The organism is Streptomyces sp. CNZ287, from assembly GCF_007827615.1.
This window is the reverse complement of sequence record NZ_VISV01000007.1, coordinates 143924-159160: the sequence shown is the minus strand read 5'-3', so window position 1 is coordinate 159160 and position 15237 is coordinate 143924. Positions and strand designations below refer to the sequence as shown.

Annotated in this window: 11 protein-coding genes and 1 pseudogene; 7 read left to right on the top strand and 5 right to left on the bottom strand. The window is 71.9% G+C overall.

The window, feature by feature from the left end:
- Positions 1 to 134 precede the first annotated feature (134 nt).
- Together FB457_RS15460 and uvrA are read right to left on the bottom strand one after the other, a co-directional pair.
- Positions 135 to 3401 (bottom strand): phosphodiester glycosidase family protein, encoded by a 3267-nt coding sequence (locus tag FB457_RS15460; protein ID WP_145782253.1) that lies wholly within the window; start codon positions 3399 to 3401, stop codon positions 135 to 137.
- A gap of 380 nt (positions 3402 to 3781) precedes the next feature.
- Entirely contained in the window at positions 3782 to 6760 is a 2979-nt protein-coding gene (uvrA, locus tag FB457_RS15455) for an excinuclease ABC subunit UvrA (protein ID WP_047015136.1), read from the bottom strand.
- Positions 6761 to 6984: 224 nt separating this feature from the next.
- On the opposite strand from uvrA, the gene FB457_RS15450 reads away from it, so the two are divergent.
- The 7 genes and pseudogenes from FB457_RS15450 to FB457_RS15425 all read left to right on the top strand — a co-directional run bounded on the left by FB457_RS15450 (position 6985) and on the right by FB457_RS15425 (position 11154).
- Positions 6985 to 7665: a maleylpyruvate isomerase family mycothiol-dependent enzyme gene (locus FB457_RS15450; RefSeq protein ID WP_047015137.1), complete on the top strand. Its 681-nt coding sequence runs from the start codon at positions 6985 to 6987 to the stop codon at positions 7663 to 7665.
- Between the two features lie 12 nt (positions 7666 to 7677).
- On the top strand, positions 7678 to 8334 hold the full coding sequence (locus tag FB457_RS15445; protein ID WP_047015138.1) for an MBL fold metallo-hydrolase: 657 nt from the start codon (positions 7678 to 7680) through the stop codon (positions 8332 to 8334).
- 53 nt (positions 8335 to 8387) lie between these two features.
- Positions 8388 to 8513: pseudogene (locus FB457_RS36150) on the top strand (PaaX family transcriptional regulator C-terminal domain-containing protein); the annotation flags it as partial.
- Between the two features lie 41 nt (positions 8514 to 8554).
- Positions 8555 to 8743, top strand: a complete 189-nt coding sequence (locus tag FB457_RS35665; RefSeq protein WP_216725703.1) for a PaaX family transcriptional regulator C-terminal domain-containing protein — start codon at positions 8555 to 8557, stop codon at positions 8741 to 8743.
- Between the two features lie 66 nt (positions 8744 to 8809).
- Complete coding sequence (locus FB457_RS15435; protein ID WP_047015139.1) at positions 8810 to 9748, top strand: extracellular catalytic domain type 1 short-chain-length polyhydroxyalkanoate depolymerase; 939 nt, start codon at positions 8810 to 8812, stop codon at positions 9746 to 9748.
- Positions 9749 to 9946: 198 nt separating this feature from the next.
- Positions 9947 to 10816, top strand: coding sequence for a helix-turn-helix domain-containing protein (locus tag FB457_RS15430; protein WP_047015140.1), 870 nt, complete (start codon positions 9947 to 9949; stop codon positions 10814 to 10816).
- Positions 10813 to 11154 (top strand): DUF397 domain-containing protein, encoded by a 342-nt coding sequence (locus FB457_RS15425; RefSeq protein ID WP_047015141.1) that lies wholly within the window; start codon positions 10813 to 10815, stop codon positions 11152 to 11154. The genes FB457_RS15430 and FB457_RS15425 overlap by 4 nt, the downstream gene beginning before the upstream one ends.
- A 63-nt stretch (positions 11155 to 11217) precedes the next feature.
- Here FB457_RS15425 and FB457_RS15420 read toward each other — a convergent pair whose 3' ends face one another.
- The 3 genes from FB457_RS15420 to FB457_RS15410 all read right to left on the bottom strand — a co-directional run bounded on the left by FB457_RS15420 (position 11218) and on the right by FB457_RS15410 (position 15199).
- Complete coding sequence (locus tag FB457_RS15420) at positions 11218 to 12225, bottom strand: TerC family protein (protein ID WP_047015142.1); 1008 nt, start codon at positions 12223 to 12225, stop codon at positions 11218 to 11220.
- Between the two features lie 229 nt (positions 12226 to 12454).
- On the bottom strand, positions 12455 to 14515 hold the full coding sequence (locus FB457_RS15415) for a TerD family protein (protein WP_047015143.1): 2061 nt from the start codon (positions 14513 to 14515) through the stop codon (positions 12455 to 12457).
- Positions 14516 to 14587: 72 nt separating this feature from the next.
- Complete coding sequence (locus FB457_RS15410) at positions 14588 to 15199, bottom strand: TerD family protein (RefSeq protein WP_486589035.1); 612 nt, start codon at positions 15197 to 15199, stop codon at positions 14588 to 14590.
- Positions 15200 to 15237: the final 38 nt, after the last annotated feature.

The window sequence follows — 15237 nt, the reverse complement described above, 5'->3', positions numbered from 1 at the left end:
GGGCGCCCGGGGGGGGGGGGGGGGGGGTTTGTGGGGGGGGGGGGGGGGGGGGGGGGGGGGGGGGGGGGGGGGGGGGGGGGGGGGGGGGGGGGGGGGGGGGGGGGGCCCGGGCCCCCCGCCCCCCGCCCTCTCCGCTAGCGGGTGACCGTGACCCGGTCCCCCTGCGTGACGCCGTTGACCATCACCGTCAGCGTGACCGTCCCCGGCCGCAGCCCCGTCACCTCGCCGGTGGCCGGGTCGTACGCCGCGATGTCACTCCGGTCCGCCTCCCGCGGCGGGCCGATGTGCAGCCGGTCCGTACCGGACCAGTCCGCGCTGACCGGCCAGGCCACGGGCACCTGCCGTGTGCCCTGCGCGACCGCGGCCGTGGCCGCGGCCGAGCGGCCGACGCGCACCTCCTCGGGCGCGGTCACCGCCAGCCCGTCCACGTGCGGCCTGGTCTGCACGGACACCCAGTCGGGCAGTCCGCGGTACGGCGCGCGCCGCGCCTCCTGCTGCTCGCCGGCCGTCACCTGGTCGACGCCGATCAGCGACCAGCCGGAGAACCCGCCCTCGCCGGGCGGGGTGGCCGGGGCCTTCCCGGAGTTGCCGTTGATCAGGTACGGCACCCCGTCGACGTGCTCGGCGTGGAACGTGCCGACGTGCCCGCCGACGAACGCGGCGCCCTTGCCCGTACGGGCCCGGAAGTCCGCCAGCCAGTCCTCCAGCACCCGCGCCTCCTTGCGGTCACTGAGCTGGCTGGCGCGCTGCGCGGTCGGGTCGCGCGGCGGGACGTGCTGGATCACGGTCACCGAGCGCACCGACGGGTCCTCCGCCGCCGCCTCCAACTGCCGCTTCATCTCCGCGATCTGCGGGTAGCCGCCGCCGCGGAGGGTCAGCGAGGAGGTGTCGAGGGTGAGGAAGCGGGTGCCCTTGTGGTCGAACGTCCGCTGCGCGGGGCCGAATTCGGCGACGAAGTTGGCGACGGAGCCGCCCATCACCTCGTGGTTGCCCGGCACGTAGTACCAGGGCACGGCGTCGCCCAGCTCCTCCTCCAGTATCCCGCGGGCGAACGTCAGGTCCGCGGGCGAACCCTCGTCGACCAGGTCGCCGTTGATGACGAGGAAGTCCGGCCGGGCCGCCCTGATCTCCTGCAGCGTGCGCCGGGTCTGCCGGACGAGCGCGCTGTCCGGCTCGCGGGCGACGAACTGTGCGTCGGACATCACCGCGTACCGCCAGTCCCGGCCCGCCGTCCCGGCACCGGAGTCGATCAGCGGATCGCGGTGCGCCGCCGTGCGCGGCAGGTCGGCCTCGGGCGGGCTCTGCGCGGTCAGCTCGTCGATGACGACCTCGCTGCTGTACTGGCTGGCGGGCTTGGCCTCCGCGAGGTAGAAGCGGAAGACCGACAGCGGGTACTGCGTGCCCTCCGGCACCTGGAAGACCACCTGCTTCCAGCCCTGCCAGGTGACGTAGTCGCCGCGGAGTATCAGGTCGGCGCCCGCACCGTCCTTGAGCTGGAGCGACGGCCAGGCGCCCTTGCCGTCGCCCTTGATCCACAGCCCGAAGCTCAGCGGCTGGCCGGGGATCTCGATGCGCTGCGGCGGCGTGACGTAGGCGGCGCGGGTGGCGGTGGACTGGGAGAAGTCGTACGTGATCTTCATCCCGGCGCCCGTGTGGCCCGCGGGCTCCGGGGCGAGCGAGCCGGTGGCGCGGGCGGTGGAGAACTTCCAGTCGGCCGCGTTCCCGAAGTCCGCCAGCACGCTTTCGGTGAGGCCGACGGTGAGCGCGACGTGCGTGACCTTCCCCTGCACGGTCGCCTTGAGCACGCCGGAGGCCGTCGGCTCGGTGGTGCGGGCCCGTACGGTGAAGCCGCCGCTGCGTTCGTCCGGGGCGACGTCGAACAGTGTGCGGTCGTAGTCGAGGCGTACGTCGGCGGGGTCGACGGGGGCGCTGGCACCGTGGGCGTCGCGGCCGACGATGCCGAAGGCCGCCGCGTCCCCGGGGGCGGCCAGGCCGACGCGCTCGCTGGTGGGCGTGATCCGCTCCAGCCTGTCCAGGACGGTCAGTTCGATGCTCCCGGCCGCGCCGCCGCGCCGGGCGGTGACCTTCGCGGTGCCGCCGCGGCGGGCGGTGAACGTACCGTCGCCGTCGACGCCGCCGACGTCGCCCCGGTTGCTGGACCACGACGGGCGGCCGGGCGCGGGGCCGTACGTCTCGTCGTAGCCGGCGGCGTCGAGCTCGCGGGTCAGGCCCGGGAAGACCCGGTCGGGGTGGCCGCCGGGCACCGGGTCGACCCCGGGCGCGAGCGCGGGGTCCGCGGCGGTGGTGACGCGGAAGTCCTTGAGCGTGCCGCTGCCGCCGGGGGCGGTGAACGCCAGGCCGTTGGGGACCTCCCGCTCCTCGCCGTCGGACGGGGAGTTCTCCACGAACCGCTCGTCGGAGCCGGGCGCGCGGGCGACGAGGGTGGAGGAGCCGCCGCCGTCGAGGTTCAGCGCGTCGTACGCGCCGAGGGCGTCCATCATCTTCGCCAGCTGTGTGAGCGTGACGCCGCCGGCGTCCGCCTGGCGGCCGTCGACGGTCAGCACGTGCATGGTGCCGCCGTCCTTGGAGAAGCCGACCGCGGTGCGCGGGGCGGCGGTGTTGTTCGGCCGGCCCTCCCAGTCCTGCGGCACGCCGTCCTCGACGAGGACGCCGCGGCCGCCGACCGCGGTACGGGGCACGGAGCTGCCGTCGTCGGTGCGGACGTCGTACTCCACCTGCACCGCGTCGCCCGGCCGCAGTTGGGCGAGGATCTTGGCGCCGGTGTCGCGGCCGACGAGCACCGTGGTGCCTTCGGCTATCGCGCCCTTCCCCGGCCCGGCGGTCACCTCGGCGACCTTGCCGTCCCGCACGGCGGCCTCGGTGACCTCGGTGGCGCCGTCGACGGTCATGGCGCGGTCGGCCTCGCCCCACTGGGCGTTGTACGCGCCGATGCCGTCCGCGGGGACGTTGGCGGCGTTGTGGCCGCCGAGCGGGTGTGCGCCGTCCGGGAGGGTGAGGGTGCCGTCGAAGTAGAGGCCGAGCACGCGGCCCGCCTGGTCGGGGCCGACGCCGACCGCCTCGGAGACGCCCGGCGCGGGCGAGTGCGTCGGGCGGCCCTCCTCGACACCGGGGCCGAGGGGGGCGCCGGTCTCGTTGATGTCGAAGAAGTCGGCGTTGATGGCGGCCACGGTGGTGCGGCCGGGGCCGGGGTCGTGCTCGGCGGCGAGCTGGGAGACGGAGGCGCGCTCGGAGACCTTGCCGCCGAGGTAGTCGACGCGGGTGCCGGCCCCCAGGTCGACGCTGAGCGCGTCGGCCTTGAGCCACTTGTCGGTCTCCAGCCGCTCGAAGGAGGTCAGTTCCATGCCGGGGGCGACGGGCCGGGAGACGGAGGCGATGTCCATGCCCTCGCCTGCCGGTACGGACACCGCGCCGGCGGCCCCGGCCGGGGCGGCGGGCCGCTCCTGACCGACGGCCGCGGGGGCGCCGAGGAGCAACAGGGAAGCCGCCGCTGCCGCGACGGCCCTGGGTCGGAAGGGTTTACTGCGTACTCCCGCTCTGAGCACGTTTTCTCCTTGGAAGGACACGGGAACGCACGCTTCTTGCGCACGGCGGGCCACAGCCTGGCAGTGGAGAGTGGTCTACACCAGAGGGCGCGCGCAAACTCCGACCGAACAATTGCCGCCGCCGGTCCGTCATTTGAGATCGTGTCAGGAAGGTCCGTCCCAGGTGGGACGGTGGGCGGGCGTGTCGCGCGACACGCCCGCCGCGTGTCGTCCGGGTGTCAGCCGCGCCGCTTGGCCGCGGTCTTCTTCGCCGCCGCCTTCTTGGCGGGTGCCTTGGCGGACGCCGTCTTGGCAGCCGCCTTCTTGGCCGGCTTCTTGGCCGTCGTACGCCTGCGGGCCGGAGGCGAGTCGCTCACCCGGTCGCCCAGGATCTCCCGGAGGAACTTCCCCGTGTGGCTGGCCGGCACGGCCGCCACCTCCTCGGGCGAGCCCTCCGCGACGACCAGGCCGCCGCCGCTGCCGCCCTCGGGGCCGAGGTCGACGACCCAGTCGGCGGTCTTGATGACGTCGAGGTTGTGCTCGATGACGATCACCGTGTTGCCCTTGTCGACCAGGCCGGTCAGCACGCCGATCAGCTTCTTGATGTCCTCGAAGTGCAGCCCGGTCGTGGGCTCGTCCAGCACGTACACCGTGCGGCCCGTCGAGCGCTTCTGCAGCTCGCTCGAGAGCTTCACCCGCTGTGCCTCGCCGCCCGACAGCGTCGGCGCCGGCTGGCCCAGCCGCACGTACCCGAGTCCCACCTCGTTGAGCGTCCTGAGGTGGCGCGCGATCGCCGGCACCGCCTCGAAGAAGGACAGCGCCTCCTCGATCGGCATGTCCAGCACCTCGGCGATGGACTTGCCCTTGTAGTGCACGTCCAGGGTCTCGCGGTTGTACCGCGCGCCGTGGCAGACCTCGCACGGCACGTAGACGTCCGGGAGGAAGTTCATCTCGATCTTGATGGTGCCGTCACCGGAGCAGTTCTCGCAGCGACCGCCCTTGACGTTGAAGGAGAACCGGCCCGGCTGATAGCCGCGGACCTTCGCCTCCGTCGTCTCCGCGAACAGCTTGCGGACGTGGTCGAAGACGCCCGTGTACGTCGCGGGGTTGGAGCGCGGCGTGCGGCCGATGGGCGACTGGTCGACGTGCACCACCTTGTCGACCAGGTCGTCCCCGTCGACCCGGGTGTGCCGCCCGGGCACGCTCCGCGCGCCGTTCAGCTCGCGCGCCAGGTGCGTGTACAGGATGTCGTTGACCAGCGTCGACTTCCCGGAGCCCGAGACGCCCGTGACCGCCGTGAGCACCCCGAGCGGAAACGCCACGTCGATGTCCTGCAGATTGTTCTCCCGCGCGCCGCGGACGACGAGCTGCCGCCCGCCGTCGACGGGCCGCCGGATCTCCGGCGTCGGGATCTCCCTCTTCCCCGACAGATACTGCCCGGTGACCGACGCGTCGTTGTCCAGCAGCTCCTTGAGCGAGCCGCTGTGCACGACCGTGCCGCCGTGCTCGCCGGCGCCCGGGCCGATGTCGACGACCCAGTCGGAGGTCTTGATGGTGTCCTCGTCGTGCTCGACGACGATCAGCGTGTTCCCCAGGTCGCGGAGCCGGACCAGGGTCTCGATCAGCCGGTGGTTGTCCCGCTGGTGCAGCCCGATGGACGGCTCGTCCAGCACGTACAGCACGCCGACGAGGCCGGAGCCGATCTGCGTGGCGAGGCGGATGCGCTGGGCCTCGCCGCCGGAGAGGGTGCCCGCGGCGCGGTTGAGCGACAGGTAGTCCAGGCCCACGTCGACAAGGAACCGCAGCCGCTCGTTGACCTCCTTCAGCACGCGCTCGGCGATGGTCTTCTCCCGGTCGGTCAGCTCCATCGCACCGAGGAAGTCGGCGCAGTCGCTGATCGACATCGCGGAGATGTCGGCGATCGACCTGTCCTGCACGGTGACCGCGAGGACGACCGGCTTCAGCCGCGTCCCGTTGCAGGTCGGGCAGGGGACCTCCCGCATGTACCCCTCGAAGCGCTCGCGGCTGGCGTCGCTCTCCGCCTCCGCGTGCCGCCGCTTGACGAACGGCACGGCGCCCTCGAAGGAGGTGGTGTACGACCTCTCGCGCCCGTACCGGTTGCGGTAGCGCACCTCGATCTTCGTCCGGTGCCCCTGGAGCAGCGCCTTCTGCGCCCGCTGCGGCAGCCCGCCCCACGGGATGTCCGTACGGAACCCGAGGTCGTCGGCGAGCGCGCCGACGAGCCGGGCGAAGTAGTCCTTGGTGTGGCCGTGCGACCACGGGTGGATGGCGCCCTCGTCCAGCGACTTGTCCGGGTCGGGGACGATCAGCTCCGGGTCGACCTCCATCCGGCTGCCGATGCCCGTGCAGTCCGGGCAGGCGCCGAACGGCGAGTTGAACGAGAAGGAGCGCGGCTCCATCTCCTCGAAGGACAGGTCGTCGTACGGGCAGTAGAGATGCTCGGAGTACATCCGCTCGCGGTCCGGGTCGTCCGCGTCCAGGTCGACGAAGTCGAGGATGACCATGCCGCCGGAGAGCCCGAGGGCGGTCTCGACGGAGTCGGTCAGCCGGCGCTTGGCGCTCTCCTTGACCGTGAGGCGGTCGACGACCACCTCGATCGTGTGCTTCTCCTGCTTCTTCAGCTTGGGCGGGTCGGTCAGCGACGAGGTCTGCCCGTCGACCCGCGCCCGGCTGTACCCCTTCGACTGCAGGTCGGAGAAGAGGTCCACGAACTCGCCCTTGCGCTCGCGCACCAGCGGCGACAGCACCTGGAAGCGGCTGCCCTCGGGCAGCGCGAGCACCTTGTCCACGATCGCCTGCGGCGACTGCCGGGTGATCGGCCGGCCGCAGACCGGGCAGTGCGGCTTGCCGATACGGGCGAAGAGCAGCCGCAGGTAGTCGTAGACCTCGGTGATCGTGCCGACCGTGGACCGCGGGTTGCGCGAGGTGGACTTCTGGTCGATCGAGACGGCCGGCGACAGGCCCTCGATGAAGTCGACGTCCGGCTTGTCCATCTGACCGAGGAACTGCCGCGCGTAGCTGGACAGCGACTCGACGTAGCGGCGCTGGCCCTCGGCGAAGATCGTGTCGAACGCCAGGGACGACTTGCCGGACCCCGAGAGTCCCGTGAAGACGATGAGGGAGTCGCGGGGCAGGTCGAGCGAGACGTTCTTCAGATTGTGCTCGCGAGCGCCACGGACGAGGAGACGGTCGGCCACGCCGGTCGGACCTTTCGTGATGAGCGGCGGGGACCGTCCGGACGGGCGGCACCCCTTGTCAAGCGTATGGGGGTGGCCGCGGAGCTGTCCGCAGCTTTCTCCCATCGAGCCACACGCTAACGTCTGGGTCTGACAACGACGTCCGGCCCAGCATTCCCACCCGCTCGCCACCAGGGGATCCGATGACAGAAACCGCAGCTCACACGTACGACCCCGTACGGGACATGGCCACCCTACGAGCCGCCACCGACAGGCTCCTCGACAACGCCGCCCGGCTCGGGGACGACGCGGTACGGGCGCCGAGCGCGCTGCCCGGCTGGACCCGCGGCCACGTGCTCTCCCACCTCGCCCGCAACGCCGACGCCCTGGTCAACGTGCTCTCCGGCCGCCCCATGTACGCGAGCGCGGAAGCCCGCGACGCCGACATCGAGGCCGGCGCCCCCCGCCCGCTCGCCGAGCAGCTCGACGACGTACGGGCGACGGCGGACCGGCTTGCGGGGACGGCGGCGGACATCCCGGCGGACGGCTGGTCGGCCCGCTGCGAGCTGCGCAACGGCGTGACGGATGTCATGGCCCGGATCCCGTTCCGGCGGCTGGTGGAGGTGGAGCTGCACCACGTGGACCTGGACGCGGGCTACACCCTGGACCGGCTCCCCGAGGAGTTCGTGACCCGGGAGATCGACTTCCTCACCGCCCGCTTCGCGGGCGACGAGCGGGTGACGCCCCTGTCACTCTCCGCTCCCGACGGCAGCACCTGGACCACCGGCGCCCCGCCGTCGGGCGGTGATCCGGTGCGGGTCACCGGCGCCCCGTACGCCCTGATGGGCTGGCTCGCCGGCCGCACCACGGGTACGGGCGTACGCACGGAGAACGGCGCCGCGCTGCCGACCCTGCCTCCGCTCTGAGAAGCTGGCCCCATGTCGTACACGGGCAAGGTCACCGTCGGCGGCGCCGCCGACGTACACGAGCTGACGGACCTGATGATCTCCAAGGTCGCCGTCGGGCCGATGAACAACAACGCCTATCTGCTGCGCTGCCGCGCGACGGACGAGCAGGTGCTGATCGACGCCGCGAACGAGCCCCACACGCTGCTCACCCTCATCGGCCGCGACGGCATCACCTCCGCCGTCACCACCCACGGCCACGGCGACCACTGGCAGGCCCTGGCCCCGGTCGTCGCGGCCACGGGCGCCCGCACCTACGCGGGCCGCGCGGACGCCGCCGACATCGACGTCCCCACGGACGTCCTCGTGGACGACGGCGACACGATCACGGTGGGCCGCATCCCCCTCACCGCCCGCCACCTCGTCGGCCACACCCCGGGCTCCATCGCCCTGGTCTACGACGACCCGCACGGCCACCCCCACGTCTTCACGGGCGACTGCCTCTTCCCAGGCGGCGTGGGCAACACCTGGGGCGACGCGGCGCGCTTCACGTCACTGCTGCACGACGTGGAGACCAAGATCTTCGCCGCACTCCCCGACGAGACCTGGGTCTACCCGGGCCACGGCGACGACACCACCCTGGGCGCGGAGCGCCCGCACCTGGCGGAGTGGCGCGAACGCGGCTGGTGAGGGCGAAGACCTGAGCGGTCGGCCCCCTCGGACCGGCACCGCGCGGGGTCGCGGTGCTGCGCGACGGCCTGCGCAAGCTGGAGGCCGAGGTCGCGGACCGGGAATGGGACGGCCGCTGGACTCTGCCGGCGTTCTCCGTACCGGAGACGCGGCGTGCCGACCGTCACGCGCTTCGGACCCGGCTGGGGTGGGCCGGGTTCGCTCCCCTGCGCAGTGGGCTGTGGGTCTCGCCGGGTACGGCGGACGGCTGCCGCCCGCACTCCTGCCGCCGGAGTGGCCGGGTGTGCGGGCCCAGGAGATGTTCCGGACCTTGCGGGCCGAGCTGATCGGCCCCTCGGACGAACTCGCCGCGGCGTGGCTCGCGACCATCGCCGACGCGGGGGCACAGCACCCTTCGGCCAATGTTTGACACTTCATTGACGGGCGTTACGTAGATGCCTAACTTGATGCGTGCGGGGCCAGAACAGGAGGCAGCATGACTCGCATCAGAGCCGCACTGGCCGCCATCGCCAGCGGCTTACTGATCACCCTCGCCGGAATCGCCGCCCCGGCGTCGGCAACCGCGGCCCAACTCGTCGAGGTAACCGACTTCGGCGATAATCCCGGCAACCTGCGCATGCACATCTACGTTCCGGATTCCGCCCCCGCCAGCCCGGCGATCGTCGTCGCCATGCACGGCTGCGGGGGCTCGGGTCCGGGCTTCGCAGGTTCCAGCGAGTTCATCTCGCTGGCAGATCAGCACGGGTTCGTCGTCATCTACCCGACCGCGACGAAGCAGACGGCGATGGGCAACTGCTTCGACGTGTGGTCACCGGAGTCCAAGACGCACGGCGGCGGCAGCGATCCCGCGTCGATCGTCTCGATGGTCGGCTACGCGGAGCGGCAGTACGGCGGCGATCCCGCACGGGTCTTCGCCACCGGCAGTTCGTCCGGCGGAATGGAGACGCAAGCCCTGCTCGCCGTCTACCCGGACGTGTTCAAGGCCGGGGCGTCGTTCATGGGTGTCCCCTTCACCTGCTTCGCGAACGAGGCCGATTTCCCGCCCTGGACGAGCCAGTGCGTGAGCGGGAACTTGGACAGATCTCCGCAGCAGTGGGGCGACGCGGTCCGGGCCGCGTACCCGGGCTACACCGGTGACCGCCCCCGGGTACAGCTCTGGCACGGCACCGCAGACCCCCTCGTGCCGTACCAGCTTCATGGAGAAGCGGTCGATCAATGGACGAACGTCTTCGGGCTGAGCAGGACCCCGACCTCGACGGACCAGCCGCAGCCCGGCTGGACGCGGGACCGGTTCGCCGACTCAGGCGGGACGGTGCGGGTCGAGGCCATCGGAGTCCAAGGCGCCGGCCACAGCCTGCCCATGAGCGGCATGGCCCGCGCGGCCGTGTCGTTCTTCGGCATCGACGGAACCTGACCGCCTGCGGCCGGGCTTGACGGAGGGGAGCCGCCGGTGCGTCCCGCACTGACGGCTTCCCTTCGCCCTTCGGCGGAAGTGCGACTAGTGACAGCAGGGGCGGGGTGGCTTGGGGGTGGCGAATTCCGACTTCGTTGAGTAGTCGCACGATTACGCGAATAGCCTGATCGCGTCGACAACTGACGAGGGGTGACGCGTATGGGCGCGGGCGGCAGTGAGCAGGCAAGGCACCAGCGGAAAGCGGGAAAGCGCGTCAAGAAGGAGAAGGAGGCGCCGCCGCCGGCCTGGGTCGCGTACGGAAAGCTGGTCAAGCTCCACCGACAGCGTGCGGGCATGACACAGCCCCAACTCGCGGACCTGGTCGGTTACTCGGTGGACACGGTCGCCGCCATCGAGCAGGCCAAACGCCCGGCGAAGCTGGCCTTCACTCAGGGCGCGGAGCGGGAACTCGACGCCCAGGGGACGCTGATGGTGCTCCAGGAGGAGGTGGACCGGGCAAAGCTGCCGGAGTTCTTCCGGGACGTCGCGCTTCTGGAAGAGGAGGCACTGAGCCGGTACGGCTGGGATCCGCTGCTCGTGCCGGGGCTGTTGCAGACGGAGGACTACGCGCGGGCGCTGTTCTCGGCGCACTGCCCGCCACTGGCGGAGGACGAGATCGAGCAGAGTGTGGAAGCCCGCCTCGCGCGGCAGAGACTGCTCACGCGGAAGAAGCCGGTGGAGCTGTGCTTCGTCATCGGCGAGGCGGCGCTGCGTAACCCGGTGGGCGGGAAGCGGGTGCAGCGCGAGCAGTTGGAGGCGCTGCAGAAGCATGCGGATCTGCCGCACGTGGAGATCCAGGTGATGTCCTGGGCCTGCGGCTTCCACCCCGGCCTCAACGGGCCCATGGTCGTGATGGAGACGGCGGAGCACGAGGTGGTGGGGTACGTGGAGTCGCAAGGGGCCGGGTTCGTCGTCTCCGACGCGGACCGTGTCAGCTCGTTCACCCACCGGTATGGAAAGATGCGCTCACTGGCACTGAGCCCCGATGAATCGGCACGGTTCATCGACCGCCTGGCAGGAGACCTATGAGCGTGGAGCAGGCAGCGGACACCGGCAGTTCGCCTGAGTTGGCATGGGTGAAGAGCAGCTACAGCGGATCGGGCGGCGGCAACTGCGCAGAGGTGGCCGTCGCGTGGAAAAAGAGCAGCTACAGCGGGTCGGACGGCGGCAACTGCGTAGAGGTGGCCGTCGCGTGGAAAAAGAGCAGCTACAGCGGGTCGGACGGCGGCGACTGCGTAGAGGTGGCCGTCGCGCCCGAACGAGTGCACGTGCGCGACTCCAAGGACCCCTCCGGCCCCGTCCTCACGGTCTCGCCCGAGGCATGGGCCTCGTTCGTCGCCTTCGCGGCGACCCAGGAGCCCCGCTGACGCGGTAGCTCTACGTGCCCGGTCCCGGACGCCCTCCGGGACCGAACACGTAGAGGGTCTGTGTCAGTCGTCGCCCTTGCCCGGGTGGTGGCCGGCCTCCGCGGGCTCCTCTTCCTTGTCCTTCTGCTCCGCCTCCAGGCGGCGGGAGGCCCGCAGGCTCGTGATCGTCGTGATGACCAGGACGCCGCCGATCACGCTCAGCGAGATCGCCGTGCTGATCTCGGGGACGTGCACCCCGGACTCGTGCAGGGCGTGGAGCACCAGCTTCACGCCGATGAAGCCGAGGATGGCCGACAGCCCGTACGAGAGGTGGACCAGCTTCTTGAGCAGGCCGCCGATGAGGAAGTAGAGCTGCCGCAGGCCCATCAGCGCGAAGGCGTTGGCCGTGAACACGATGTACGGGTCCTGGGTGAGGCCGAAGATCGCGGGGATGGAGTCCAGCGCGAAGAGCAGGTCCGTGGTGCCGATCGCCAGCATGACGATCAGCATCGGCGTCATCAGCCGCTTGCCGTTCTCCGTGATGAACAGCTTCGTGCCATGGTACTTGTCCGTGGCGGCGAAGCGGCGCTCGACGGCCTTGAGCAGCCGGTTCTCCTCCCACTCCTCTTCCTCGTCGGCCGTGGCCTCCTGGATCAGCTTCCAGGCGGTGTAGATGAGGAACGCGCCGAAGATGTAGAAGACCCAGGAGAACGACGCGATCAGCGCGGCGCCCGCGGCGATGAAGGCCGCGCGCATCACCAGCGCGATGAGGACGCCGACCATGAGCACCCGGGCCTGGTACTGCGGGGGGACCGCGAACTTGCTCATGATGATGACGAAGATGAAGAGGTTGTCGACGCTCAGCGACTTCTCCGTGACATAGCCGGCGAAGAACTCGCCGGACGCCTGGCCGTCCCCCCAGATCAGCAGTCCGACACCGAAAAGCCCGGCGAGGACGATCCAGATGATCGTCCAGGTGCCGGCCTCCTTGAGGGTCACCTCATGGGGTTTCCGGCCGACGAGGAAGTCGGTGCCGATCAGGGCACACAGGCCCACGATCGTGAGCACCCACAGGGTCAGCGATACGTCCACTCGTCCTCCGCGGCAGTCCGGCATGTTCAGCGTGATGGTTGCCGGGCGTGCCTTCCACTCGTGGAACCGGAAGCTCACCCCCAACCGTCGACTGTATAGAACGAGCCAAGCAATGGCAAAGTTCCGACCAAGTGTGCAGGTCGGAGCCTATACAGGCCGGGACAGGCGGTACGCGGAACGGCCCGCAGGCGCAGTGCCTGCGGGCCGTACGTGATGCGGGACCGACCCGTCAGCGGCGCAGTGCCCTGCGGGCCGCCGCGACCTGGGCCAGCACCTGTTCCAGCACCCGGCTGCCCATCGGCGCGCGCGCCGGCTCGTACGTCCACGCGTGGCCGATCCAGGGGTCGGCCAGGTGGTCGTCCGGGGTGGGCGTGAGCCGCAGCATGCCGCGCCAGAACGGGTCCAGCAGCGGGCCGTAGCCCTTGGCGTCCTCCCGGTCGGCGACGACCAGCAGGTGCACGCCGACCGACGGGCCCTCGTCCGCGAGATACCGCAGTTGGTTGATGGCGCGGTCGTCGAAGCCGTGCGGGAAGTCGTTGACCACCAGGAGCTGCTGCGCCGGGTCCAGGTCCGGCGGCAGCGCGTCGGCCGCGCCGCTGCGCAGCGCCATCTGGACGAGGTCGATGCGCTGGGTCAGCCGGCTGAGGGTGTCGGTGACGGCCGCGGCACCCTTCGGCGGCGGCTCGGCGAGCACGCCGGAGTGGAGCAGCGGGGTGAGCGCCGTGGTGGCCGTGCCGCCCGGGTCGATGAAGTGCACGTTGAACTCGCCCGCCGGGTGCACCGACAGCAGCCGGGAGGCGTGCGCCACGGCGGTGTCGAGCGCCAGCGCGCGCCGCTCCGCGGAGTCCGGGAAGCCGTGCTCGGGGTCGCCCTCGAGCGCGCCGGGGCCGAGCGAGGAGGTGCCGCTGTCCACCCACAGGCCGCGCTGCAGCGGCAGCCGTACGAGCAGCGGAACGCGCAGCTCCGTGTGCTCGGGCAGGTGGAGGTCGCCGAGGCGCAGGGCCATCGGGGCGTCCTCGGGCACCTCGTACTCGTGCCACACGGGGCTCGCCCAGGAGGCGAACGCGGGCGGCAGCGCGGGCTCGACGACGCCGGCCTCGGCGACGAGCTGCCCGAGGTCGCGGTCGAGGACCTCGCGCGCCCGGTCCACCAGGGTGGAGTGGCGGGCGAGCACCTCGGCGCGCGCGGAGTCGGCGATGGAGCCCATGCGGGCGCGCGGGTCGGCCAGGAGCTGGTCGAGCTCGCGGTCCATCCGGGAGTCGGCGAAGTCGACGGCGCTGCGGTACGCCGCGACCGTACGGGCCAGATCCTCGAACATGCCCCAGACCTGGTTGTACAGCCGCTCCTCCATGCTCCAGCCGGGGGCGTCGCCCGCGACCGGCGCCGCGGGGCCCGACTGCGGGCGGCCGGACTGCGGCGGTACGCCGCCGGCGGCGCTGCCCGCGCCCGCGGCGGCGCCGGGACGCGCACCCGCTCCGGCGCCGGCCCCGACACCGGGGGGCGGGGGCGCCGCGGCGGACGCGGGGGCGCGCGGCGCACCGGACGCGCCCGGCGTACCCGGTCCGCCACTTGAGCCGCCCGACGCGCCCGCGGCACCCGCCGCGGCGCGGCGGGGGTGGCGGTAGTCGACGGGGCCCGCCTGGGTCTGCCGCTCCTCGGCGGCCTGCTGCGGCCGCCTGGCGCCGGGACCGGTCGGCTGGCCGGTGACCGGCGGCGGCGCCGGGGCGACGGCACGCGCCAGCCCTTCGGCCACGGCCCGTTCGATGTCGGCGGCGAGCTGCTGCGCCTCCGGCAGGCCCTGGTCCGCGAGCATGGCGGCGAGTCCGCCCGCGTACCCCTGGCCCACGGCCCGGATCTTCCACGCGTCGCCCCGCCGGTACAGCTCCACGGCGGTGACCGCCGACTCGCTGTCCAGACCGGTGATGACGAACCGCGCGATCGCCGTACCGTCGAGGCCCGTGACGGCCACAGAAGGCGGCGCGATGGCGCCGAAGTTCCGCGGCCCCGGCACGCCCGCGGGCAGCGCCAGCAGCACGTGCACGCGCTCCACGTCCGGCGGGACCGCGTCCAGGTCCACCGCCAGCCGGTGTTCCGCCGCGGCCTGGCCGGGCACTTCGAGGCCCGGGAGCTGCGTCGCACCGGGGTGCGCGATCCGGCCCGGGTCGCTGAGCCTGCCGTCCTGTCCCCCCAGCGTGGCACCCGGCGTCACCGGGCACCCCGCCGAAATCCTGATCTCCACCCGGGTCTGCGGCAGCAGATGGTTCTGCCCGCGGACCAACTCGGCCGTCATGCGGCCCTCCCCTGCACTCGCTGCGGCCGTCGACGTCGCGTCATGCCTCGGAAACCGGTCGTCCCTTCGCCCTTAGAGAAGCGGCTGGATCGACGGCATCAGGTCCTGGAAGGTACGGCCGTTGGCCGGCGAACCGAGGGCGGTCATGCCCCAGCCGGACCCCGTGCGGTGCACCTTCGCCATGATCTGGGCGGTGTACGTGCCGCCGCCGGTGAGCGTGTAGCGCGCCAGCTCCTGGCCGTTGCTCTCGTCCACGAGCCGGCAGAACGCGTTCTGCACTTCTTCGAAGGTCTGGCCGGTGAACGAGTTCACGGTGAAGATGATCTGGTCGATGTGCACCGGCACGCGCTGCAGGTCGACCAGGATCGACTCGTCGTCGCCGCCCTGTCCCGCGCCGCCGACGAGGTTGTCACCGGTGTGCCGCACGGAGCCGTCGTCGCTCACGAGGTGCTGGAAGAACACCACGTCGACCGGCTCCTTGTCGGCGAAGAGCACGGCGGAGGCATCGAGGTCGATCTCGCGCGTGCGCTTACCGAAGAGACCGCGCCGTTCGGCGGCCTGCCAGCCCAGCCCCATGCGGACCGCGCTGAGGCTGCCGCCATCGGACTTCTGCAGGCTGATGGCCTGACCCTTGGACAAGTTGATCGACACGCTGACGTTCCCCTCCTGCTCCGAACGCGCCATGACCGGCGCGCTGCCACGCACATTACGCAGGACAGCGG

Bases quoted from the DNA above. Each gene is read 5' to 3' on its own strand.
- FB457_RS15425 (WP_047015141.1), top strand. From the start codon at position 10,813: ATGAGCGTGGAGCAGGCAGCGGACACCGGCAGTTCGCCTGAGTTGGCA.
- FB457_RS15410 (WP_486589035.1), bottom strand. From the start codon at position 15,199: ATGGCGCGTTCGGAGCAGGAGGGGAACGTCAGCGTGTCGATCAACTTG.
- FB457_RS15460 (WP_145782253.1), bottom strand. From the start codon at position 3,401: ATGGACATCGCCTCCGTCTCCCGGCCCGTCGCCCCCGGCATGGAACTG.
- FB457_RS15435 (WP_047015139.1), top strand. From the start codon at position 8,810: ATGACTCGCATCAGAGCCGCACTGGCCGCCATCGCCAGCGGCTTACTG.
- FB457_RS15415 (WP_047015143.1), bottom strand. From the start codon at position 14,515: ATGACGGCCGAGTTGGTCCGCGGGCAGAACCATCTGCTGCCGCAGACC.
- FB457_RS15450 (WP_047015137.1), top strand. From the start codon at position 6,985: ATGGCCACCCTACGAGCCGCCACCGACAGGCTCCTCGACAACGCCGCC.
- FB457_RS15430 (WP_047015140.1), top strand. From the start codon at position 9,947: ATGGGCGCGGGCGGCAGTGAGCAGGCAAGGCACCAGCGGAAAGCGGGA.
- FB457_RS15445 (WP_047015138.1), top strand. From the start codon at position 7,678: ATGTCGTACACGGGCAAGGTCACCGTCGGCGGCGCCGCCGACGTACAC.